The organism is Dietzia sp., assembly GCF_036741115.1.
GTDB lineage: Bacteria > Actinomycetota > Actinomycetes > Mycobacteriales > Mycobacteriaceae > Dietzia.
In genome coordinates this window covers 4654-25530 of record NZ_DAINST010000004.1, presented here as the reverse complement: position 1 = coordinate 25530, position 20877 = coordinate 4654, and the positions used below count along the sequence as shown (strand labels likewise).

The 20877-nt window shown below is 69.3% G+C and carries 20 protein-coding genes and 2 pseudogenes; 15 read left to right on the top strand and 7 right to left on the bottom strand.

What is annotated here, in order from left to right; all coding sequences use genetic code 11:
- Positions 1 to 124: 124 nt before the first annotated feature.
- The 6 genes from V7E05_RS01215 to V7E05_RS01190 all read left to right on the top strand — a co-directional run bounded on the left by V7E05_RS01215 (position 125) and on the right by V7E05_RS01190 (position 4942).
- Positions 125 to 964, top strand: a complete 840-nt coding sequence (locus V7E05_RS01215) for a TIGR00730 family Rossman fold protein (protein WP_333617855.1) — start codon at positions 125 to 127, stop codon at positions 962 to 964.
- Positions 964 to 1845 carry a dihydropteroate synthase gene (folP, locus tag V7E05_RS01210; RefSeq protein WP_333617854.1) on the top strand — a complete coding sequence of 294 codons (882 nt, stop codon included), beginning with the start codon at positions 964 to 966 and terminating at the stop codon, positions 1843 to 1845. The genes V7E05_RS01215 and folP overlap by 1 nt, the downstream gene beginning before the upstream one ends.
- A 97-nt stretch (positions 1846 to 1942) precedes the next feature.
- Positions 1943 to 2953, top strand: a complete 1011-nt coding sequence (locus tag V7E05_RS01205; RefSeq protein ID WP_333617853.1) for a glucosyl-3-phosphoglycerate synthase — start codon at positions 1943 to 1945, stop codon at positions 2951 to 2953.
- A gap of 202 nt (positions 2954 to 3155) precedes the next feature.
- Positions 3156 to 3464 (top strand): DivIVA domain-containing protein, encoded by a 309-nt coding sequence (locus tag V7E05_RS01200; protein WP_333617852.1) that lies wholly within the window; start codon positions 3156 to 3158, stop codon positions 3462 to 3464.
- Between the two features lie 143 nt (positions 3465 to 3607).
- Positions 3608 to 3775, top strand: coding sequence for a DUF3117 domain-containing protein (locus tag V7E05_RS01195; RefSeq protein ID WP_333617851.1), 168 nt, complete (start codon positions 3608 to 3610; stop codon positions 3773 to 3775).
- 312 nt (positions 3776 to 4087) lie between these two features.
- A complete protein-coding gene (locus V7E05_RS01190) occupies positions 4088 to 4942 on the top strand; it encodes a methyltransferase domain-containing protein (RefSeq protein WP_333617850.1) in 855 nt (284 codons plus the stop codon).
- Between the two features lie 52 nt (positions 4943 to 4994).
- Here the strand turns inward: V7E05_RS01190 and V7E05_RS01185 are convergent, their stop codons facing one another.
- Positions 4995 to 5708 carry a hypothetical protein gene (locus V7E05_RS01185; RefSeq protein WP_333617849.1) on the bottom strand — a complete coding sequence of 238 codons (714 nt, stop codon included), beginning with the start codon at positions 5706 to 5708 and terminating at the stop codon, positions 4995 to 4997.
- Between the two features lie 227 nt (positions 5709 to 5935).
- Here V7E05_RS01185 and sigE point away from each other — a divergent pair, with 227 nt between their 5' ends.
- The 4 genes and pseudogenes from sigE to tatB all read left to right on the top strand — a co-directional run.
- A complete protein-coding gene (gene sigE / locus V7E05_RS01180; RefSeq protein ID WP_333617848.1) occupies positions 5936 to 6562 on the top strand; it encodes an RNA polymerase sigma factor SigE in 627 nt (208 codons plus the stop codon).
- 318 nt (positions 6563 to 6880) lie between these two features.
- A complete protein-coding gene (locus tag V7E05_RS01175) occupies positions 6881 to 7255 on the top strand; it encodes a zf-HC2 domain-containing protein (protein WP_333617847.1) in 375 nt (124 codons plus the stop codon).
- 98 nt (positions 7256 to 7353) lie between these two features.
- A complete protein-coding gene (locus tag V7E05_RS01170) occupies positions 7354 to 8916 on the top strand; it encodes a S1C family serine protease (protein WP_333617846.1) in 1563 nt (520 codons plus the stop codon).
- Positions 8917 to 9028: 112 nt separating this feature from the next.
- Positions 9029 to 9328, top strand: a pseudogene (tatB, locus tag V7E05_RS01165) (Sec-independent protein translocase protein TatB); the annotation flags it as partial.
- A 275-nt stretch (positions 9329 to 9603) separates the two neighbouring features.
- Here tatB and V7E05_RS01160 read toward each other — a convergent pair.
- The 4 genes from V7E05_RS01160 to V7E05_RS01145 all read right to left on the bottom strand — a co-directional run bounded on the left by V7E05_RS01160 (position 9604) and on the right by V7E05_RS01145 (position 14319).
- A complete protein-coding gene (locus tag V7E05_RS01160; protein WP_333617845.1) occupies positions 9604 to 10746 on the bottom strand; it encodes an Mrp/NBP35 family ATP-binding protein in 1143 nt (380 codons plus the stop codon).
- Between the two features lie 99 nt (positions 10747 to 10845).
- Entirely contained in the window at positions 10846 to 11940 is a 1095-nt protein-coding gene (locus tag V7E05_RS01155; RefSeq protein WP_333617844.1) for a lytic transglycosylase domain-containing protein, read from the bottom strand.
- Positions 11941 to 12361: 421 nt separating this feature from the next.
- The gene (locus V7E05_RS01150; RefSeq protein ID WP_333617843.1) at positions 12362 to 12937 is read right to left on the bottom strand and encodes a DUF1003 domain-containing protein; all 576 of its coding nucleotides are present in this window, start codon (positions 12935 to 12937) and stop codon (positions 12362 to 12364) included.
- Positions 12934 to 14319, bottom strand: coding sequence for a magnesium transporter MgtE N-terminal domain-containing protein (locus V7E05_RS01145; protein WP_333617842.1), 1386 nt, complete (start codon positions 14317 to 14319; stop codon positions 12934 to 12936). Before V7E05_RS01145 ends, V7E05_RS01150 begins: the two co-directional genes overlap by 4 nt.
- 209 nt (positions 14320 to 14528) lie before the next feature.
- Between V7E05_RS01145 and V7E05_RS01140 the strand changes: the two genes are divergently transcribed.
- From V7E05_RS01140 to V7E05_RS01125, 4 genes are all read left to right on the top strand, one after another.
- A complete protein-coding gene (locus V7E05_RS01140; RefSeq protein ID WP_442891562.1) occupies positions 14529 to 15527 on the top strand; it encodes an HpcH/HpaI aldolase/citrate lyase family protein in 999 nt (332 codons plus the stop codon).
- A gap of 159 nt (positions 15528 to 15686) precedes the next feature.
- Positions 15687 to 16268, top strand: coding sequence for a general stress protein (locus V7E05_RS01135; RefSeq protein ID WP_333617840.1), 582 nt, complete (start codon positions 15687 to 15689; stop codon positions 16266 to 16268).
- Between the two features lie 10 nt (positions 16269 to 16278).
- Complete coding sequence (locus V7E05_RS01130) at positions 16279 to 16884, top strand: suppressor of fused domain protein (protein ID WP_333617839.1); 606 nt, start codon at positions 16279 to 16281, stop codon at positions 16882 to 16884.
- A gap of 54 nt (positions 16885 to 16938) precedes the next feature.
- Positions 16939 to 17985: a glycine betaine ABC transporter substrate-binding protein gene (locus V7E05_RS01125; protein WP_333617838.1), complete on the top strand. Its 1047-nt coding sequence runs from the start codon at positions 16939 to 16941 to the stop codon at positions 17983 to 17985.
- A gap of 18 nt (positions 17986 to 18003) precedes the next feature.
- Here V7E05_RS01125 and V7E05_RS01120 read toward each other — a convergent pair whose 3' ends face one another.
- Positions 18004 to 19158 (bottom strand): magnesium and cobalt transport protein CorA, encoded by a 1155-nt coding sequence (locus V7E05_RS01120; protein ID WP_333617837.1) that lies wholly within the window; start codon positions 19156 to 19158, stop codon positions 18004 to 18006.
- 218 nt (positions 19159 to 19376) lie between these two features.
- Here V7E05_RS01120 and ygiD point away from each other — a divergent pair, with 218 nt between their 5' ends.
- Positions 19377 to 20207, top strand: a complete 831-nt coding sequence (gene ygiD, locus V7E05_RS01115) for a 4,5-DOPA dioxygenase extradiol (protein ID WP_333617836.1) — start codon at positions 19377 to 19379, stop codon at positions 20205 to 20207.
- A gap of 91 nt (positions 20208 to 20298) precedes the next feature.
- Here the strand turns inward: ygiD and kgd are convergent.
- Positions 20299 to 20877 (bottom strand): annotated as a pseudogene (kgd, locus tag V7E05_RS01110) (multifunctional oxoglutarate decarboxylase/oxoglutarate dehydrogenase thiamine pyrophosphate-binding subunit/dihydrolipoyllysine-residue succinyltransferase subunit); the annotation flags it as partial.

Sequence of the window (20877 nt, the reverse complement as noted above, 5' to 3'; positions counted from 1 at the left end):
CTCCCGATCGACACCGACGCGCAGTCCCGATCGAGACGGAGTCACACTCGTCGTCCCCGCCGGGGAGTCCGTGCCTGCCCCTCCGCCGGGCGGTGCCGGCGCCCCCGGCCGAGAAAGGTCCCCGATGTCCCAATCGTTCCCCTTCCGACTCCGTGGCCCCGTGATGGTCCGCGACAACGAGCCGCTGTCCTCGACCACGGACTCGCGGCTCCTCGATACGCAGCCGGATACCGAGTGGTTGCACACGGACCCGTGGCGGGTGATGCGGATCCAGAGCGAGTTCGTCAACGGGTTCGGCGCGCTCGCCGAGATGCCCGATGCCGTGAGCGTCTTCGGTTCGGCGAGGACCAAGCCCGGGGACGAGTACTACGAGACCGCCGTGCGGATCGGCGCGGCGCTCGCGGAGGCCGGGTACGCGGTGGTCACCGGCGGCGGCCCCGGGCAGATGGAGGCCGCGAACAAGGGAGCGCACCAGGCGGGTGGCTTCTCGGTCGGCCTCGGCATCGAGCTCCCGCACGAGCAGGGCCTCAACGACCACCTCGATCTCGGGATCCACTTCCGCTACTTCTTCGTGCGCAAGACGATGTTCGTCAAGTACACGCAGGCCTTCGTCTGCACGCCGGGAGGCTTCGGCACACTCGACGAGCTCTTCGAGGCCGTGACCCTCGTGCAGACCAACAAGATCACCCGCTTCCCGATCGTCCTGTTCGGAACGGAGTTCTGGGGTCCGCTCGTGCAGTGGATCCGGGACCGGCTGGCCGCCGAGAAGATGATCTCGGCGGACGATCCCGAACTCCTGCTGTGCACCGATTCCGTCGACGAGGCCGTGGCGCACATCGTCCGCGCCCACCGGCGGGTGCTCGCGGAAAAGGCGGAGAAGGCGGGCGTGACGGCGAACGGCGAACCTGCCGCGCGCGACGACGATACCGCGGGCGGCGACCCCGAGCAGGCCCCGGAATCTTGATGGCGGAGCCGACAGAAGCGGCGCGGACACTCTGCGGGCGCCCGGTCGCGAGCGATCGCGCCCTGGTCATGTCGATCGTCAACCGCACGCCGGACTCGTTCTTCGACAAGGGCGCGACCTTTGCCGACGAGCCGGCGCTCCGCCGTGTCGACGAGGCCGCCTCCGCCGGCGCGGACATCGTCGACATCGGTGGGGTCAAGGCCGGGCCGGGGGAGACCGTCGACGCCGCGGAGGAGATCCGCCGCGTCGTCCCCTTCATCGAGGCTGTCCACGAGCGTCATCCGGGGCTGCTCATCTCCGTGGATACCTGGCGCAGCGAGGTCGCGGCCCCGGCGATCGAGGCCGGAGCGGCGATTATCAACGACACCTGGGCGGGCTACGACGAGAATCTCGTCCACACCGCCGCAGAGGGCGGCGCCGGGTTCGTGTGTTCGCATACCGGGAGCGCGGAGCCACGGACGCGTCCGTACCGCGTGGGCTACGAGGACGTCGTGGCGGCGGTGCGGGAAGAGCTCGCTTCGGGCGCCGAGCGTGCGCTCGCCGCGGGGATCGCGGCGGACGCCGTCATCGTCGATCCCACCCACGACTTCGGCAAGAACACCTACCACGGTCTCGAGCTGCTCCGCGATCTCTCGCCGTTGGTGGAGCTCGGATTTCCGGTGCTCATGGCGTTGAGTAACAAGGATTTCATCGGCGAGACCCTCGACGCGGACGTCGACAATCGCGGGGAGGGGACTCTCGCCGCGAGCGCGGTCGCGCTGTGGCAGGGCGCGCGAATCCTGCGCTGCCACGACATTGTGGGCACCCGGCGAATTGTGGACATGGTGGCGTCGATCCAGGGGACGAGGCCGCCGGCGCGTGTGGTCAGGGGTCTAGCCTAGATCTGCGAGGCGGGTCGCTCGTGTGAGAGAACGCGGGCGAGAAATCGCCGGTAACGCATCGAAAAGACCCGGGAAAACCGAGACGAAGGGGTGGGCGGTGGAACGCGAGCCGGTGGCGACGTACCCGCGCGGCGCGTGGAGCCTCGACGCGCTGGTCGCCGCCAAGCGCGGTCGTACGGTCTCCGTCGTGCTTCCCGCGCTCGACGAGGAGGACTCCGTCTCCGGGGTCGTCGCCTCGATCCTCCCGCTCGCCCTCGGCTCCGCTCCACTCGTCGACGAGCTGCTAGTGGTCGATTCGGGCTCCAGCGATGCCACGCGCGCACGAGCCGAGGCCGCAGGTGCCGAGACGGTCGCGGTATCCGAGATCCTCCGCGGAGCGGGCCCGGAACTGCAGCCGCGGCACGGCAAGGGCGAGGCGCTGTGGCGATCGCTCGCAGCGACTTCCGGGGACATCGTCGCCTTCGTGGACTCGGACCTACGCGATCCTTCGCCGGAGTATGTGCCGGGGATCGTCGGTCCGCTGCTGCTCTCGGATACGCCGGTGCTCGTCAAGGGCAGTTATCGCAGGCCGTTCCGCGGGGCAGAGGGCGATTCCAATGCAGGGCCGGGCGCGGATCCGGACGGCGGGGGGCGTGTCACCGAGCTCCTCGCACGCCCGCTCCTCGAGGCGTTCGTCCCGGAGATCGCCGCGCTGCGCCAGCCGCTTGCGGGCGAGTATGCGGTGCGGCGCGAATTCGCCGAGTCCGTCCCGTTTGCCGCGGAGTACGGCGTCGAAATCGGGCTCGTCCTCGACGCGCTCCGTCTCCACGGACCGGCAGGGATCGCGCAGGTCGATCTGGGCACGCGGGAGCATCGCCACCGCTCACTCCACTCCTTGGCCGGGACAAGTAGGCATGTGATCGAAGTCTTCTCCCTGCGCCTCGGGCTGCCCCTCGCCGAGCGCGTGCTCGCCGAGGACCGGCCACCCATGGCGTCGATCCCGCGCGAGCTGCGGGCCGCGCACGCGGATTCCGCCGGCGGGGGCGAGGGTTCGGTCGGCGCAGCGAAGTCCGACATGACGCAGGCCGATGCGGCGCGCGTGGACGTCGCCGGCTGCCGCCGCGGGTAGCATCGACGGTCGAGCCCCGGACATGGGCTGCTAGTGGGCCAGACCGGTACCGGACCTGAGCTGAACTGGGCCGGACAAGGCTTTGTCCGGACGCGGCCTGGCCGGGTCTGGTCGTACTGGTCGTGACGCCGAGGGAGCCAGCCGGCAAGTAGGCCGCGCCGCGAATTGCGGCACCCGGCAAGAGAACGGAAGCGTGGAATAAATGGGGAGCGTTGTCGTTTACGTGGTGATCACCGTTCTGGTCGCCGCGATCGTCTTCGTCGTGGCCGCCGTCGTGGCCGGCAGGGGCGAACCACTGCCTCCCGTGGAGCCGGACGAGACCCTCGCCAAGCTGCCACGCGGCGCGGTCTCGGGCGCCGATGCCCGCGCGCTCCGCTTCGGAGTCAAGGCCCGCGGGTACGACATGGCGGAGGTCGATTGGGCCATCGCGGAGCTCGCAGCGGAGATCGACAGGCTCAGGGGCGTCTCGCCGTCGGCGATTACGGAGGATAAGTCCGGCGCATCGAATTGAGCCGCGCTAAAATGGCTAGGCCTACGACGGTTCCTCAGAGCCGTCCTGTGTGCCCGGAGCCGCGAGAGTCTGCGCGGCACAGGGCGAGACCCAGGTAGGGCGAGACATGATTCGGGAAGACTCCCGGGAAGAGAGTGCGACTGATGGCGGCTATGAAGCCCAGAACTGGCGACGGACCGATCGAAGCGGCCAAGGAAGGCCGCGCCATTGTGATGCGGGTTCCGGTCGACGGCGGAGGGCGCCTCGTGGTGGAGCTCACGCTGGACGAGGCCCAGGCGCTCAGCGCCGAGCTCGCCAAGATCACGGACTAGCCTCTTGGTGCGCGGATCCTCGTATCCACACCGCCGCCGGGGTGCCTCGTGCCCCCGGCGGTTTTTCGTGCTCCGTTGAGCGGCGTGCAACCTGGCGCCGGCGAGGTAAAGCCGGACGGACTCGAGCCCGGGCAAGCCGCCGAACTGCGTGAAACCCCAATGGCACGGGCACTGCGCTCGGTGCTTCCGGCGCTTCGCTGTCCGGTGTGCGCCGGGGCGTTATCCGAGAAGGTGGGGGATGCGACAGCTGTAGAGTCGGCCGAATCCACGCGTCAGCCGCCATCGCCAGGGCCAACTCCAGGGCCATCGCCCGTGCCCGCGCGGGTCCGCACGCTCGCCTGTAACTTGGGGCACAGCTTCGACGTCGCGAAGCAGGGCTACGTGTCCCTCCTCGGCGGCGCAGGACGCACCGGCCCCGGGGACGATCATGCGCAGCTCGAGCGCCGGGAGCGCTTCCTCGCGGCCGGGCATTTCGATCCGCTCGTCGCGGCGCTGGGAGCGGCGCTTGCCCCGACGCTCGGACCGGCGCCGTCAGCCGCGGATTCCGTTGCGGATTCGGTCGAGCACGGCCGCGCTCCGCTCCTCGTCGACGTCGGCGCGGGTACGGGCTTCTACGCCCGCTCCGTCCTCGATGCGTTTCCCGCGGCGCGTGCGGTGTGCACCGAGATCTCCGCAGCCGCGGCTCGGCGCCTCGCCTCCGCGCATCCCCGCGCCGCGTCTGTCGTCGCCGATACCTGGCGCGGACTCCCGCTCGCCGACGGATGCGCGGACGCGATCCAGGTGATCTTCGCCCCGCGCAATCCCGAGGAATTCGCCCGCGTCCTCGCGCCCAGTGGCCGCCTGGTCGTCGCATGGCCGGGCCCCGAGCATCTCCGCCCGCTCCGCGAGGAGCTGGGCATGCTCGACATCGAGCGCGGCAAGGAGCGGCGGCTCACCGAGTCGATGATGGGCGGGGAGCATTTCGCGCTCGACCCCGCCGCATCCACCACGGTGCGCGCCACGATGGCGCTCGATGCGGACACGGCGCTCGACGTGGCGCTCATGGGGCCCAGCGGCGCGAAGGTCGGGCGCGAGGCCGTGGCGGGGAGACTCGCCGAGCTCGGCCGCAAGGAATACCGCGCGGACATCGACGTCAACCTCAGTGTCTTCGTGCGTGCCCCACGGTAGGGCAAACCGGTCGGCCTGACGGCGCACATCGTGCCGGCGGTGAGCCTGCGGGCTAGCGTGCGGTGAGCACCGAGATGCCGCGGGCCGCGGGCAAGTGGGTGACCCGCGCGCCCTCGGGCAGCGAGGTGAGGTCGTCGAAGTAGTCCTCGGCGCCGAGAACTACGACCGCACCTCCGCCGACGAGCTCGAGAGCGCGCTCGGCGAGAGCGGCGGCCTCGACCTCGCCCGCATCGGCGACGACGAGTCCGTACGAATCGGCCGCGAGCTTGCCCATGACCTCGAGCGGCCGCGCGGCGATGATCCGGCAGGCGCTGCCCGGGTACCCGGCCGACGCCACCGCCTTCTTCCCGGCATCGGCGAGGTGCGGATCCGAGGTGATCGCCGTGACTGCACCGGGCTTGCCGGATCCGCCCGCGGGCGAGAGGCCCGAGAGCAGTGCCAGCGCCACGACCCCGGGGGCCGAGCCGACATAGACCGCGGAGGACTTCCCGCTCATCGACGCGAGCAGCGAGAGGATCGCAGTCCCGACGGCGTCGGGGGCGCGCCCGCCGAGTTCGGCGCTGTCCTCGCGGGCCGCGCGCATCGCGGCGACGGCATTCTTCTCATCGGCCGCGCCGGCTGTGGTGCCGTGGGCGGGTTTACTGGGCTCGGCCGCTTCCGCGCAACGACCATAGAGGGCCGCGAGGTCGTGCAGATCGACCCCAAGCGACTCCTGAGTCACATTCGCCTCTTGCGTACCGCTACCTGCGCCGTTGCCGTTATTCACGCGTCCCACCCTAAACGATCGACCCCGGCTCATCGTGGAGGACGAGCGGGCGGATTCCCGTCTCGATGCACCGCGCGAATTGGGGTTCGCGGTGCCCGGAGAGGGAAGATAAAAATGCATTCTCAGGGACCGCACAGCGCTGCACTACACCGAGCCCAGCCGGATCGGGCAAAGTAGTCGGCAACCTCGGGGCTTCTCTCGCCCCGACGAATGGAAGGAGGCGCGCTGTGGCCGATTCACAGACGACGCCCGCGCCGGCGCCTGGCGGCTCCGGGGAACCCGAGTCCGTCACGGCCGCCTTCGACAGGTCGGGGGACAGAGCCGATCTGCCTTCGTGGTCGCAGATCGTCGCCGACCACGGCGATAAGGTCTATCGCCTCGCCTACCGTCTCACCGGCAATCCGCAGGATGCGGAGGACCTCACGCAGGACGCCTTTATCCGCGTCTTCAAGTCCCTCGACCGTTACAAGCCGGGGACCTTCGAGGGATGGATGCACCGCATCGTCACCAACCTCTTCCTCGACCAGGCGCGCCGCCGGGCCCGCATTCGCATGGACTCGCTGCCGGAGGACGCCGAGCGCCTGCAGTCCGGGCGCAACGGCCCCGAGCAGGTCGTGGTCGGCGAGACGTTCGACCCCGTGCTGCAACGCGCTCTCGACAACCTGCCGCCGGACTACCGCGCGGCCGTCGTCCTCTGCGATATTGAGGACCTCACGTACGAACGGGTCGGAAAGATCCTCGGGGTCAAGATGGGCACGGTGCGCAGCAGGATCCACCGCGGTCGCGCGGCGCTGCGCGCGGAGCTCGCCAGTCAGGGGGTCACTTCGATGGCGGACGCACTCGGAAAGGTCTAGCCCAACCGAGCCATGGGCCGGGACCCGGTAGGGGCTCGGTTCGCGAAAAGGTGTCGGCAGGGCTCAGGGGCGGGCTCTCGCCGGTGATGACGCCGTAGAAACCACGAATCACGGCCGCCCCTTCCCGCCACGGAACCCGTTCCGGCGGGCCTCTGCGGACCCCGAGCCCGTCCGGGGAATCGTCCTATACTGGCCGGAACACGCCGCCTCGAGCGGACCGGCGACGGCAACTTCGAACCGAGCAGATTCTCGCGGATCCCAGGACGCACACGTGCGGGAATTGCGCTCGACGAACAGATAAGGGGGGAGGGAGAACGGATGGCGGCACAGCCCGAACCCACGAATTTTGCTCCCACCGAACACCTTTCCAGTGAGGCGGTTGCCGCCTTCGCCGACGACAGGCTCCCGCCCACAGCGCGCGACAGGGCGCTGCGCCACCTCGGCCAGTGCCCCGAGTGCATGGACGAGCTCCACGTGCAACGCTCCGCCCGCTATGCCCTCCGGCACTCGGGCCCCATCCGCATGCCGGGCACCCTCGCCGAGAAGCTGGCGCAGCTCGCGGAGGCCGAGCGCGCGGGGCAGGACCGGACCCACGGGCACCAGGAGACTGCGCCAAGCCGCGTGGCGACTCCGGACCCGGCGCGTCGCCCGAGCCTCGGTGCGCGTCTGAAATCCTGGTTCTTCCCCGGCTAGGCTCGGACCGAGTACGAGAACGCCGCTACCGGGCGGCGCCGCGCCCGTCGCCGGGAATGCCGACGCCGGCAACTGCAACAGCACAGGAGAGTCGCATAGTGCCACGTGGTGAGGACCGGAACACGGATCAGCCCTTCGGCCGACCCGAGGACACCGCTCCCGAGCGGCCGCTGCGCTCCCCGCGCCCGGTAGAGCGGCCCCCCGTGGACGGTTCCACGGCGGAGGCCTTCTCGCGGCCCGAGGGGGAGAGCGGCCCGCTGTCCGCACCCGCCCGCTACCGCATGGACCCGAGGATCGTCACCGCGCCGCCGCCGAACCCCGTGCACGCCGAGGTCTTCGGCAAGCCCGAGGGCGTCGGCGACATGCTCGAGCGGGTGCCCACCGATACCGAAGGCGCAGGGGAAGGCGCCGGCGGAGAGGGCGGCCCAGAGGCCCGCGGCGCCGCGGACCCCTGGCGGAATCCGGCCTCCGTCGTCATACCCGGTGCTCCAGCTCGTTCGGAGCCGCCGGCCCAGCCCGTGCTCGACCTCGTGGGCGGGCGGGGCGGAGATGGCGGCGAGGGCCTGGAACGGCTCGGGGTGCGCGAGGTGTTCTTCGGCCGGAGGCTGGCCTGGCAGTCGCTCGCGGCCGTCGGCGCGGTGTGCGCCGTGATCGGGCTGGTCGGCGGCGGAGCGGGGTATTTCCTCGCGAACAGCTCGACGAGCCTGACGAGCAACGACGTGCGGCTGCGCGATGCGCCGGCGGCGCCCGCTTCGGAAGGCAACCCCATCGGCGACGTCGCGAACCGGGTGCAGCCCGCCGTGGTCAACATCCAGGTGACCACCCCGGGCGGTATGGGGGAGGGCAGCGGTATCGTCATCGACGATCGCGGCTACATCCTCACCAACAACCACGTGGTCACCATGGAGGGTGAGGCCGGCCCCGATGCCGTGATCGAAACGGTCTTCCCCACGGGTCAGCGCGCGAAGGCCCAGATCGTGGGCACGGATCCGCAATCCGACGTCGCCGTGATCAAGGTGGACGTCGACAACCTCACCGTGGCGCAGCTCGGGGATTCCGATGCCGTCGAGGTCGGCGAGCCGATCGTCGCGATCGGCTCGCCGCTCGGGCTGCCGAAGACGGTCACGCAGGGCATCGTCTCGGCGACCCACCGGGCGATCGCGCTCGGGAACGACTCGTCGGAGAGCGGTGACGTGATCGACGCGATCCAGATCGACGCCGCTATCAACCCCGGCAACTCCGGCGGCCCGCTCGTCGACATGCGCGGGGCGGTCATCGGCATCAACACGCTGATCTTCTCGCAGTCCGGCGGCTCCGACGGCCTCGGCTTCGCAATCCCCATCGACCACGCGAAGACGATCGCCGAAAAGCTCATCACCAACGGCGAGATCCAGCACCCCTCGATCGGTGTCAATGCGCGGACGGCGGCGAACGGGGAGCTCGACGGTGCGGAGGTCGTCAACGTCGCCGACGGGAGCCCCGCGCAGCGTGCGGGAATCCGCGAGGGGGACATCGTCGTCAAGCTCGGTGACCGGGACATCCATTCGAGCGACGAACTCGTCGTCGCAGTCCGCGATTCGACGATCGGCCAGGACACCCCGGTGACAGTGGTGCGCGACGGCGGCCGGGTGGAGCTCCAGGTCAAGCCCGTCGCGGGCTAGCGGCTTTCGGCCGGCCCCCCGGGCGCCGCTACCTGTGGATTCGCTGCCAATGTGGGCGAATGGGCCGGCGACGGTTATCGCGGTCGCCCCGGCGGCGCTATCCTGATGAGCGATGTTGCCGAATGTAGGTTGGGGCGAGATTCTCATCATCGCGATCGTCGCCCTCGTGATCCTGGGCCCCGAGCGATTGCCCGAAGCGATGCGTTGGATCGCGAAGCAGATGCGCGCTGTCCGCGAGTTCGCGACCAAGGCGCAGGATCAGCTCAAGGACGACTTCGGCACGGATTTCGAGGAGATCCGTAAGCCCCTCCAGGAAATCAATCAGCTCCGCGGTCTCACCCCGCGGGGGCTGGTGACCAAGCACCTCCTCGACGGCGACGATTCGCTCTTCACGGGGAACTTCGACGCTCCGCGAGATGGGGCGGTGCAGGTGGCGCAGGGCGCAGTAGGTGCCTCGCCGGCGCAGGCGCAGAGCCAGGGCTTCCAGCCGCAGGCCGAGCAGAACGGCCAGGCGTTCCCACATCAGGGCTTCCAGCAGTCCGTCCCGCAGAGCATCGTCGGTCAGTACAACCAGCAGGTTCCGCCGGCGAATCCCGGGGCGCTCCCGGACTACGGCGACGCCACGTAGCGCCCGCCCGGCGATCCGTCGCCGAGCGGGCGCGTCAGGCGGGCACGCCGAGTGGCGCCTCAGCCCATGAGGTTGCGGGTCGTGTCGATCCCGAGGTTCATGCCCACGAGGCCGCGCTTGCGCACCGCGAGGTTGTCGGCGAGCTTCCCGAATGCGCGTCCGGATGCCGAGTCCGGGGCAGCGAGGACGTTGGGCGTGCCCTCGTCGCCGTCGACGCGCACCTGCGGGTCGAGCGGAACCTGCCCGAGGAGCGGAACCTCGGCGCCCACGGAGCGCGTGAGGTTCTCGCAGACCTGCTGCCCGCCGCCCGAGCCGAAGAGCTCCATGCGCTGCCCATCGGGGGCCTCGAACCACGACATGTTCTCCACGACGCCCGCGATCTTCTGGCGGGTCTGCAGCGCGATCGCCCCGGCGCGCTCGGCGACCTCGGCGGCGGCCGCCTGCGGCGTGGTGACCACGAGGATCTCGGCCGAGGGAATGAGCTGTGCGATGGAGATCGCGACGTCGCCCGTGCCGGGCGGGAGGTCCATGAGCAGCACGTCGAGGTCGCCCCAGAACACATCGGCGAGGAACTGCTGGAGAGCGCGGTGGAGCATCGGGCCGCGCCACACGACAGGGGCGTTGCCGGAGGTGAACTGGGCGATGGAGATGACCTTGATGTCGTGCGCCACCGGCGGGATAATCATCTGCTCGACCTGCGTGGGCCGCGTGTGGCAGCCGAGCATCCGCGGCACGGAGTGGCCGTAGATATCGGCGTCGAGCACGCCGACCGATAGCCCGCGCGCGGCGAGAGAGGCGGCGAGATTGACCGTGACCGTCGACTTGCCCACGCCGCCCTTGCCCGAGGCGACCGCGTAGACGCGCGTGAGGTTGCCCGGCTGGGCGAAGGGGATCACCGGCTCGGCCGAGTCCCCGCGCAAGCCCTTACGCAGTTCGGTGCGCTGCTCGTCGCTCATCACATCGAGCTCGATCTCGACGTTCGCCACACCGGGCACGTCGAGCACGGCAGTGCGGACTCGCTCGGACAATTCGGTCTTCATCGGACAGGCCGAGGTCGTGAGGTAGATGCCTACCGACACCGTGCCGGATTCGGCGATGTCCACGCCCTTGATCATTCCCAGCTCGGGGAGGGGCTTGCGGATCTCGGGATCGTCGACCTTCGCCAGGGCGGCGCGAACTGCATCGTGACTGGGAGCGCTCATAGTGCGTCCAGTCTAGGACCAGGATGCGCGGACCCGGCAATCGCCGAGGGCCCGTGAGTCGAAAGACTCACGGGCCCTCGGTGGATCAGGCCAGATGCACTAAAAGTGCGGAATCGCGTCCTGGAGCCGCTTGGCGATGTCGTCCTGCGGTGCAGGTGCGGGCGCGGGGGCCGGAGGCGGCGGCACCGCCGGGCCGGCGGGATCCTGCGGCGCAGGCGCCGGTGCAGGTGCAGGTGCATCGGGAGCCGGAGCCGGTGCGGGCTCGGGGGCAGGCGGCGGGGGAGGCGTGTCCGAGGGCTTCGGATTGCAGCCCTTGACCGTGACCTTCTCCTCGGGAGTCCCGGGGGCCTCCGTCTCGGGAGCCGCCTCCGGCTTGCCCTCGGTGCCGTCCGGGCACTTCTCCGGAATCTTCTCCTCGGGCGCCGGGTGGATGGGCGGGAGATCGGCGGGATCGGGCTCTACGCCCGTCGCGTACGCGGTGGCCCAGGCGTTGACGTTCTGCACGTACGCGTGCGAATTGTTGTACGTGAGGATGGCGGCCTCGCGCTGCGCTGGATCCTCCATGGACCCGCCGTTCTGGCAGAGGTAGGCGCCGGTCGAGTACGCGGAATCGAAGATGTTATTGGGATCGGCCTTGCCGTCGCCGTTCCCGTCCTTGCCCAGCCGCTTCCAGGTCGACGGGAGGAACTGTCCGGGGCCGACCGCGCGGTCGTATTCCTTGTTCCCGTCGAACTCGCCGCCGTCGCTGTCCTTGATGACCTCGGAGCCGGGGAGGTGGCCGTCGAGGACCGGGCCGAGGATCGGCGTGATCGAATCGCCCTTGATCGAGAACGCGCCGTTGTTGCCGTGGTTCGACTCGACCTTCTTGATGCCGGCGATGAGTGTCCAGTCCATCGCGCAGCCCGGCTGCTCCTTGCCGAGGCGGTCGGCGGAGTCCTGATATGCCTTCATCGCGATGCCGGGGATGCCGAGGGGGCCCGCGGGGAGATCGGCGGGCTGTTCTGCGGGCTTCTCCGTGGGCATCGGCGGAGTGACGGTCGGCACCTCGCGCTCGACCTGCTCGACCACCGGGCGGAGCTGGGGCTCCTGGTTATCCGAGGCGTGCACGTTGACCACTGCCGCGGTCGCGCAGATCCCGGCGACCGCGGTGACGGTGACGCCCATGCAGATGGCTGTTCGACGATTGGTGCTCATCGGGCTACGTCGCACACTCAATTCCTCCCCTTCACCCCACGCGGCGATGGCCGCCAGTGGCAGACACGCGACACGCGACAGGGTGCCGTACATATTCTCGGGAACGCGCTCCCGCGGGCGGCGGCCTCGTCATGGCCCTGCGATGGACACTCTTGCGCTCTGCAATCCCCGCAGGGGACCGAAAAACCTCGAAAGTGCCGGTCAGGGTCGAAAAAAAGGCAACGTCCGAATTGTAAAGCACATAACCGCCTCGCGGGGCAAGCTCGGAGAAGAGTTTCGCCGAAGTTTTAAATTTTCACTTGCGTCCCAGGCGTTTCGTCTTGTGCAGATGTTTGGGGGTATGACGGCGGAGGTTTCGCGTACCCCTGCGTTCCGCGCGCGGAGCTACAGACGGCCGGTATCCGGCCGGCGCCCCGGGCGATCAATCCCGCCGGCCGCCGTCCTCGCCGTCCGCCGAGTCGGAGGAGTCGCTTTCTCCCTCGAGCTCCTGGGAGAGGATCCGCGACTCGATGCGCGCGAGGGCGTCCTTGACGTCGTCGAGCTCCCTGCGCAGGTAGTCGCGAGAAACGGTCTCGCCGAGCGTGAGCCGGACGGAAGCGAGCTCGCGGGTGATGAACTCGGTATCCGCCTTCGTCTGCGTCGAGCGGAGGCGGTCTTCCTCGAGCGAGACCTTGTCCCTGTCCTCCTGGCGGTTCTGGGCGAGGAGGATGAGCGGTGCGGCGTACGCGGCCTGCGTGGAGAACGCGAGGTTGAGCAGGATAAAGGGGTAGGGGTCGAAACGGAATGCGACGAAGCCGACGTTGATGATCACCCAGACAATCACGATGACGGTCTGGATGAGCAGGTATCGGCCCGTGCCGAAGAAGCGCGCGATGGATTCGCTCACGCGGCCCACGGCATCGGAATCGAAGTTGACCACCGGCCGGCGCCGTGAGGTCACCGGCGTGCTCAGAGACGATGACGCCGCGGCTGCCCTCGACTGTCTCCTGTCGCTCATCGGCGCCCCGCCTTCCCCGTCGTTCCCCGATCGCTGCTGCCGCTACTCCCGCCGCCCCGGGCACCGGCACCGACCGGGCGGGCGGGACCGTCGTCGTCATCGTGGATGTCGAGGTCTCGCCAGTTCTTCGGGAGGATGTTGTCGAGAAGGTCGTCGACGGACACCGCGCCGAGCAGGTGCCCCTCGTCGTCGACAACCGGGCCGCAGACGAGGTTATACGTCGCGAAGTAACGGGTGATCGCCGAGATCGAGTCGCCGGGCCGCAGGTGTGACAGCGAGTCGTCGAGCACCTCGACGACCAGCGAGGACGGCGGCTCGCGGAGCAGCGCCTGGATGTGCACGCTGCCGAGGTAGCGGCCCGTCGGCGTGGCCGTCGGCGGGCGCACGACGAACACGAGCGAGGACACGGCCGGGCTCAGCTCCGGGTTGCGGCAGTGCGCGAGTGCCTCGGCGACCGTCGTCTGGGGGTCGAGGATGATCGGCTCGGGGGTCATGACGCCGCCGGCCGTGTCCGGGTCGAACTGCATGAGTCGGCGCACGGAACCGGATTCGGACGGGTTCATCATCGACAGGAACGTCTCCGCCTCGGAATCGGGGAGTTCGGTGAGGAGGTCCGCCGCGTCGTCGTGGTCCATGACCTCGAGGACGTCGGCGGCGCGGGCGAGCTCGAGGCGCTTGACGATCGAAGTGGCCTCGTCGTGGGGGAGTTCCTGGAGGACGTCTGCGAGGCGCTCGTCGTCGAGGGCCATGGCGACCTCGATGCGTCGGCGCTCCGGGAGATCGCGAAGAGAGCGGGCCACGTCGGGCGCGCGCATGTCGTCGTATTCGGCGAGCAGGTGCGCGGCGTCGCCGGAATCCGGGTCGTCGGCCTCGGCGTCCTCGCGGACGATGTCATCCCAATCGACGAGCGTCACCGCGCCGCGGCGCCCGATTCGGCCCTTGCGTCGCGGCTGCACCGCGACCCGCGAGACGATCCAGTCCCGCGAACGCTGCTGCTCGATCTCGACGTCGACGATGCGCGAGGGCCGGTCTGCCGCGCCGTCCGACGCATCCGGCTCCTCGTCATGTCGGGCTATGCGGACGAGCGAGTCGATGGTCTCTCCGACCACCAGGGACTCCGAGTTCCGCGCCGAGAATTTGTGCAGGTTGATGACGCCGGAGACCAGGATCACCGCCGTGGGCTCGATCTCGGCGATCCGGAGCATGGGTACGAAGATGCGCCTCCGCGTGGGCAACTCGACGACGAGTCCGAGCGCCCTCGGGGCATGGCTGTCCTGCCGCGAGGTGATCACCACGTCGCGGATGCGCCCGATCTCGTCGCCATCGGGTCCGGTGACCGACATCCCGGCTAGCCTGGCTACGAAGACTCTGTTCGTCGACATGGCATCAACAGTACGAAATCCTCGCGCGCAGCTCATATATGGACTCGTTCCGGGTGGGCGTGGGCGACCGGTGTGGCTGCTGGATGAGGGCCGTGCGGCGGGACCACGACCCCGATCCCAGGAGGACGCGAGCGATGGGCACAGGCCCCCGGCAGGCAGGCGGCACGGCAGCAGGGCGATCGGATGCGCGGGGGCTTGCGGCGGAGCGCATCGCCGCCCAACGCAGCGCCGCGCGCCGGACTACGCTCGCCGTCCCGGGATCCAGCGAGAAGATGCTCGCGAAGGCCACGACCCTCGCCCCCGACGAGGTGTTCCTCGACCTCGAGGACGCCGTCGCCGGGCCGGCGAAGATCGAAGCCCGCTCCGCCGTCGTCTCGGCTCTCGCCGCCGGTGGCTTCGCGGCCCGCAATCTCGCGGTCCGGGTCAATGCCTGGGACACCGAATACACCACCGGTGACCTCCTCGAAGTCGTCGGCGGGCTCGCCGAGGCGGTTAGGGGCGAGAGCGGCGGCGAAAGTGCGACGGACGGGCTTCTCCCGCTCGGTTCGATCATCCTGCCCAAGGTCCGTGCCGCGGAGGAGGTCGCGGCGGCGGACCTCGTGCTGCGGCAGGCCGAGCGCGCCGCGGGGCTCGTCGAGGGCGCGATCGGGCTGCAACCGCAGATCGAAGACGGCGCCGGCCTGCTCCGCATCGACGAGATCGCCGGCGCGTCCGCGCGGGTCGTCTCGCTCGTCTTCGGTCCCGGCGATTTCATGGCCTCGCTCGGCATGCGCTCGCTCACCGTCGGGGCACAGCCAGAGGGCTACGAGGTCGGCGATGCGTATCACTACGCGCTCATGCGGATTCTCATCACCGCCCGCGCCCACGGCATCCAGGCCATCGACGGGCCCTACGTGCGTGTCCGCGACGTCGAGGGATTCGAGCGCGCCGCCCGTCACTCCGCGGCCCTGGGCTTCGACGGCAAATGGGTCCTCCACCCGGCACAGGTCGAGAAGGGCAACGAGGTCTTCTCTCCGTTGTCCGGGGATATCGAGCGCGCCGCCGAGATCCTCGGAGCGTACGAGGAGTCGATCTCGGTGGCGGGAGGCGCCCGCGGCGCGATCATGGTCGGGGACGAAATGGTCGACGAGGCCGGGCGTAAGATGGCCCTGACCGTCCGGGGGAAGGCGCAGGCCGCAGGCGTGTGGCCGCCCGAGGCTTCGCGCTAGATTCTCTCCCCGGCGGCTTTCCCGACCCGAGCTGGGTCTCTAACTGAACCCCGACAGGCTTGCAGCCAGGCCCCGCGCAGGTCCCGCCGGGTCCACTGCCGCTTGCGCACACGGCGCGGGGCAGAGCGCACACCGATGTACGAGAAAGGGCGATCGAGTATGAGCTCACCAGGAGTTCCGCCAGGCCAATCGGGCGATGCCAGACAGCCGGGCGATGCCAGGCCGGCGCGTCGCGCGGGCTCGGGCGGCGGAAGCGCGCGCCGCGCGCCCGTGCGCACGCCGACCAAGCCCTCGGGTTGGGTCGTCGGATCCTACGGCACGTACCTCGAGGCGCAGGGCGCCGTCGATCACCTTGCGGACAATTCCTTCCCCGTCGAGAAGGTCACCATCGTGGGCGTCGACCTCATGCAGGTCGAGCGCGTGGTCGGTCGCCTCACCTGGGGGCGAGTCCTGCTCAACGGGCTCATCACGGGAGCGTGGTTCGGCCTTTTCATCGGACTCATGTTCGGAATCTTCGCCACGAGCGTGTGGGGGCCGCTTCTCTTCGGCGCGCTCGGCGGCGCGCTCTTCGGGATGATCGGCTCGGCGATCTCGTACTCGGCGACCGGCGGGCGGCGCGATTTCGCCTCGACCTCACAACTCGTGGCCAACCGCTACGACATCCTCTGCGAGCCCGATGCCGCGGAACCCGTGCGGGACGAGCTCTACCGGCTCGGTATGCGCGGCCCCGGAAACCGGTAAGGGGAGCGCGATGAGTCCTTCAGTCCTCGATGCCGTTCGTGCACGTCTCGACGAGCAGTTCTCCGCGTTCCACCGCGACGAGGCGCAGGTGACCTTCCTCGGCAACGAGCCCATGCGGCTCGTCCGTTACGCGCCTCTCGGCGGCTCGAGCTCGGGTTCGGGCTCCGCCGCAGATGACGTCGTCTGGTACTGCTCGCTCGGGTGCTCCTCGCAGCCGATGGACCCGTCGACCCTGGATCCGGACCCCTCCGGCCCGCGGGCGGAGCTCGTCCTCGGCGTACGCCGAGGGGTGGACGCCGTGGGCAAGACGCTCGCGATGCTCGCGGCGAGCCCCTCCATCGAGGGCGTGGTCCTCCGCGAGGATTTCCTCCTCGACCTCGAGAACCCGCTCTGGCCCGGTTCCGCGTTCACCGCCGTCATCCTGATCCCGAGCGGGATCGAGCCCGCGCGTGGTGAGTGGGGGGCCGACGTGGAGTTCTTCCAGGCCGTCCCCGTCACCCAGACGGAGGCCGCGTGGGTGCGGCTCAAGGGCGCCGGCGCGCTGCGCGAGGCGTGGGAAGAGGCGGGAATTGATGTGCTCGATCCCGACCGCTCGGCGGTGCAACCGGGCGACTGAAGCCGGCGCCGATAGGATCACCGCAGCGAACGACGAAGGGACGAGGGCGAGATCGTGCACGAGGACAGCCGCGACATCCGCGACGGCCGGGGCGCCCCGGACACCGAGGGCGGCCGTGGCTCGCGCAGCGGCCGGGCGCGCCGCGCACGCGCCGGTCTACGGTCTCGCCCGCGTGGCCTCGCGGCAGCGGTCGGCGGGCTCGTCGTCGGTATCGGCGCCGCGGTTCTCGGCGGCTGCGCCGTCCCCGATCCGGTGCTTCCGCAGTATCCGGATGTCGGCCCGGTCAAGGTCACGTCCTCGTCGGTGATCGGCCACGAGGTGGTCACCGACATCTACGGGCTGGCACTGCGCCGGGCAGGCGCGCTCGTCGAGTTCACCGATTCCGAGGGCTCGACGAGCGACGCCTATGACCGCGTCGCCTCGGGTGACGCGGGATTCACCACGGCCTACACCGGCCAGCTCCTCTCCGACTTGGAAGGCGCCACAGGAGAAGGCTCGCCGACGTCCGAGGAAGGCGTCCGAGACGCGATGGTCGACGCACTACCCGAGGGACTCGTCGCCGGCCCTATGGCGAAGGCCGAGGACAAGCCCGAGGTCTTCGTGACCAAACACACGCAGGACACGATGGGCCTGTCGGCTATGTCGGATCTCGCCGGCCGCTGCGGAGATCTGCGGCTCGCCTCCACCGCAGCGAACGCGGAGGACCCGGACCTGCAGCAGGCGCTCCGCGGCTACGATTGCAGCTTCTCCTCCGTCGATTCCTCCTTCACCTCGCCGTACGACATCCGCGACACGGTCCGCGGCGGCCGCGCGGGCGCCGGGATCGCGTTCAGCACCGATCCCACCCTGTTCCCGCCCGACCTCATCCCTCTCGAAGACGACCGGCAGCTCGTCCGCGCGCAGAACTTCGTGCCGATCTTCGACGAGGGTCTCCTCGGGGACGATCAAATGGCGGCGCTGCGCAAGGTCTCCGCGAAGCTCACCACCCAAGAAGTCGTGTCGCTCAACGCCTCGGTCGAGTCCGGCAGGACCCCGGCGATCGTCGCGGCCTCCGGCTGGCTCAACGGCAACGGCTTCGACAGCGCCCTCGACGCGGGTTAGCGCCGATCCCCGGCGCAGCTACAGCCAGTCGTTGCGCCGGAAGAGGAAATAAAGGAACACGCAGACCGCGAGCATGAGCCCGAGCGCCAGGTAATAACCGCTCTCCAGGTGCAGCTCGGGCATGTTGTCGAAGTTCATCCCGAAGATGCCCGCGATGAGTGTGGGGACCGCGGCGATCGCGACCCACGCGGAGATCCGGCGCATGTCCTGGTTCTGCTTGTTCCCGGCCCGGGCGATCGCCGCGCTCACAAGAGAGGTGAGTCGTTCGTCGTAGCCGACCACCTCCTCGGAGACCTGCGTGTTGTGGTCGAGGACGTCGCGGAAGTAGTGACGGATCTGCTCGTCGACGACGTCGAACTGGTCGAAGGAGAGCCGCCGCAGGGGCATCGAGAGCGGGACCACCGTGTGCTTGAGCTCGAGAACCTCCCTCTTGAGGAGGTAGATGTGTTCGATCTCGAGCGTCTCTTCTGGGTCGAACACCGCGGACTCGAGCTCCTCGACGTCGAACTCCACCTCGTGGGTGACGTCGATATAAGCGTCGACGATATGGTCCGCGACAGCGTGCGCCACCGACGAGGGGCCGAGCTCGAGCAGCTCGGGGCGCGACTCCATCGACTGCCGTAAGTCGGTGAGACCACCGAAATCGCCGTGTCGGACGGTCATGACGAAATCCTCGGCGCAGATGACGAGGATGTCGCCAGTCGCGACGATCTCCTTGGCGTCCTGCACCGAATCGTGTTCGCGGTAGTCGACCGTGCGGAGGTTGAGGACGATGAGGTCCTCGTAACGCTCGAGCTTGGGGCGCTGCCCGCCCATGACGGCGTCCTCCGCGATCAGCTCGTGGAGCCCGAAGCACCGCGCGATGTCCCGCATCTGCTCCTGGGAGGGGGCGTGGACGCCGATCCAGACGAAGCCCTTCCCCGAATCGCGGACGTAGTCCAGCGCAGTGCTGTAGTCGTCCTCGCCCTCGACACGACGGCCATCGACATAGACGCCGCAGTCCACCACGGCCTTGCGCGGGTCTACCGGCTGCGGAGGCTTGGTGTTGCCGCCCGAGGTATTGCCGTGCCGGCCGAGCCCGGGGACGAGCCGCTCGAGCCCGAGCCCCTGCGACGATGATGGAGAATTCGAAGAAGAGGATGACGAACCCGAAGGCGAAGACGACGATGACATGAGCCCCTCTTCCATACGATCGTGGCGGCCCGTGGGCCGATTCGACTCTAGTGTGTCCGCCACGGAAACGAAGCGGGGCTAAGCTGCGGCCGCCGGCGGCGGGCCCGCGCGGGTAGCCAGGAATACCCCGCCGTCATATATAGTTGATACATCAACAAAGGGATATGAGTGCGGCCGGACGACTCCGGCCGGCCGAAGCGGAGATGGAGGAGACCGAGATGTCGAAGACGGACGTAGCGGGCGGAGACCGCGCGGGTAGCGCGGGCGGGCGGAAGGGCCAGCCCGCGGTGTTCATCGGACACGGGGCGCCGTTCAACGCCATCGAGGACAACGAGTTCACGAAGGAGTGGAAGAGGATAGGCGCGGGGCTGCCGGAGAAGCCGCGCGCGGTGCTCGCGGTCTCGGCCCACTGGTATATCGCGGCGACCGCCGTCACGGGCATGGAGCGGCCGCGAACGATCCACGACTTCTACGGCTTTCCCAACGAGCTCAACGAATTCGAGTACCCGGCGCAGGGCGCGCCCGAGCTCGTCGCCGAGGTCGCCGAGCTCGCGAAACCCCGCTGGGTGGGCGAGGACCAGGATTCCTGGGGGCTCGACCACGGGACGTGGTCCGTGCTCGCGCACATGCTCCCCGACGCCGACGTGCCGGTCGCGCAGCTCTCGGTCAACGGGACCAAGGCGCCGGAGTACCACTTCGAAATGGGCACGAAGCTCGCGGGCCTCGCCGAGGACGGGGTCCTCGTCCTCGGCAGCGGCAACGTCGTACACAACCTCCGCGCCGTCGACCCTGGGAAGGGCAACACCGGGGACGCGTGGGCGCATCGCTTCGACGACGAGGTGCAGTCGCTACTCATGGACGCCCCGGAGGACGTGCTCAAGATCGTCGAGCACCCCGACTTCGCCCGGGCCGTGCCCACCCCGGACCACTTCCTGCCGATGCTCTACACCGCCGGGATGGCTGCGGCTTCGGGTCGGAAGCTCGAGGCGTTCGACAAGGGCTACGTCTGGGGTTCGCTGTCGATGACCAGCTACACCACGGCCGCCTAGCTTTCCGAAGCGACGAAAAGGGGCGTCCGGGAGGATCCAATCCTCCCGGGCGCCCCTTTCGGCCGTCGCGGCTGTGGCCGTTTTGGAAGGACTACTCGAATGCCTTGTCGACGAGCTCCTTCTGCTCGACGGCGTGGACCTTGGACAGGCCGGTCGAGGTCGCGGCCATGCGGCGACGGGACACGAGCTTCATGGGCGGCCAGCCCTCTACGAGCTCGGGGAGCTCGAGCGCGAGGAACGCCCATGCACCCTGGTTAGCCGGCTCCTCCTGGACCCAACGCACCTGCTCGATGTTCGGGTAGTGGTGCAGGGCCTCCGCGAGGCGGCGGTACGGCACCGGGTGGAGCTGCTCGAGGCGGACGATCGCGATGTCGTCGCGACCCTCCTTCTCCTGGCGCGCGGCGAGCTCGTAGTAGAGCTTGCCGGAGACGAGGAGCATCGTCTTGACCTTCTTCGGGTCCTTCTCGCCGCCGTCGAAGGTCGGGTCGTCGATCACCGAGCGGAACTTGCCGGAGGTGAAGTCCTCGACCGGCGAGACGGCCTTCTTGTTGCGCAGCATCGACTTCGGCGTCGCGACGATCAGCGGACGCTCGATGCCGAGGGCGTGCCTGCGAAGCAGGTGGAAGTAGTTCGCCGGGGTGGACGGCTGGGCGACGGTCATCGAGCCCTC

What these genes read in the sequence shown, in the direction of transcription:
- V7E05_RS01200 (WP_333617852.1), top strand. Translation starts at nt 3,156, where the DNA reads ATGGGGAGCGTTGTCGTTTACGTGGTGATCACCGTTCTGGTCGCCGCG.
- V7E05_RS01215 (WP_333617855.1), top strand. Translation starts at nt 125, where the DNA reads ATGTCCCAATCGTTCCCCTTCCGACTCCGTGGCCCCGTGATGGTCCGC.
- V7E05_RS01195 (WP_333617851.1), top strand. Translation starts at nt 3,608, where the DNA reads ATGGCGGCTATGAAGCCCAGAACTGGCGACGGACCGATCGAAGCGGCC.
- ygiD (WP_333617836.1), top strand. Translation starts at nt 19,377, where the DNA reads ATGTCGAAGACGGACGTAGCGGGCGGAGACCGCGCGGGTAGCGCGGGC.
- V7E05_RS01160 (WP_333617845.1), bottom strand. Translation starts at nt 10,746, where the DNA reads ATGAGCGCTCCCAGTCACGATGCAGTTCGCGCCGCCCTGGCGAAGGTC.
- V7E05_RS01145 (WP_333617842.1), bottom strand. Translation starts at nt 14,319, where the DNA reads ATGTCGACGAACAGAGTCTTCGTAGCCAGGCTAGCCGGGATGTCGGTC.
- V7E05_RS01175 (WP_333617847.1), top strand. Translation starts at nt 6,881, where the DNA reads ATGGCGGCACAGCCCGAACCCACGAATTTTGCTCCCACCGAACACCTT.
- V7E05_RS01155 (WP_333617844.1), bottom strand. Translation starts at nt 11,940, where the DNA reads ATGAGCACCAATCGTCGAACAGCCATCTGCATGGGCGTCACCGTCACC.
- V7E05_RS01150 (WP_333617843.1), bottom strand. Translation starts at nt 12,937, where the DNA reads ATGAGCGACAGGAGACAGTCGAGGGCAGCCGCGGCGTCATCGTCTCTG.
- V7E05_RS01120 (WP_333617837.1), bottom strand. Translation starts at nt 19,158, where the DNA reads ATGTCATCGTCGTCTTCGCCTTCGGGTTCGTCATCCTCTTCTTCGAAT.
- V7E05_RS01135 (WP_333617840.1), top strand. Translation starts at nt 15,687, where the DNA reads ATGAGCTCACCAGGAGTTCCGCCAGGCCAATCGGGCGATGCCAGACAG.
- folP (WP_333617854.1), top strand. Translation starts at nt 964, where the DNA reads ATGGCGGAGCCGACAGAAGCGGCGCGGACACTCTGCGGGCGCCCGGTC.
- V7E05_RS01130 (WP_333617839.1), top strand. Translation starts at nt 16,279, where the DNA reads ATGAGTCCTTCAGTCCTCGATGCCGTTCGTGCACGTCTCGACGAGCAG.